Source organism: Massilia eburnea (assembly GCF_009720745.1).
Classification (GTDB): domain Bacteria; phylum Pseudomonadota; class Gammaproteobacteria; order Burkholderiales; family Burkholderiaceae_D; genus Rugamonas; species Rugamonas eburnea.
Map to the genome: position 1 here is coordinate 1 of NZ_WNKX01000076.1, position 473 is coordinate 473.

A 473-nucleotide genomic window follows, 5' to 3' on the forward strand; every position below is an offset into this window, starting at 1 on the left:
GCTTACCACGGTAGGATTCGTGACTGGGGTGAAGTCGTAACAAGGTAGCCGTATCGGAAGGTGCGGCTGGATCACCTCCTTTCTAGAGTCGGCATCAGACTCAAACGTTCACACTTATCGGCTGTTGTAATAGAAGAGCAGTATTTGGGGCTGTAGCTCAGCTGGTTAGAGCACCGTGTTGATAACGCGGGGGTCGTTGGTTCGAGCCCAACCAGCCCTACCATACACGGGGGATTAGCTCAGCTGGGAGAGCACCTGCTTTGCAAGCAGGGGGTCGTCGGTTCGATCCCGTCATCCTCCACCAAATACTCTTATGTGTGCGCAGACGCAGACATAAGAGTAGTACCGTTCTTTAACAATCTGGAAGAAGTAAAAGTTTTATTAAGCGGATATCGAAAGATATCTACTTAGGGTAGTAGTAAAACTCATCAAACACAGTAGTAAGTGCTTGAACTGATAGCCGTCAAGGTTAT

2 tRNA genes and 1 rRNA gene are annotated in these 473 nt (G+C 48.6%); all 3 read left to right on the top strand.

Annotated features, from left to right (window positions below):
- Positions 1-82, top strand: a 16S ribosomal RNA gene (locus GM658_RS28625); the annotation flags it as partial.
- Positions 83-146: 64 nt separating this feature from the next.
- Positions 147-223 (top strand) — tRNA-Ile (locus GM658_RS28630).
- Between the two features lie 5 nt (positions 224-228).
- Positions 229-304 (top strand) — tRNA-Ala (locus GM658_RS28635).
- Positions 305-473: the final 169 nt, after the last annotated feature.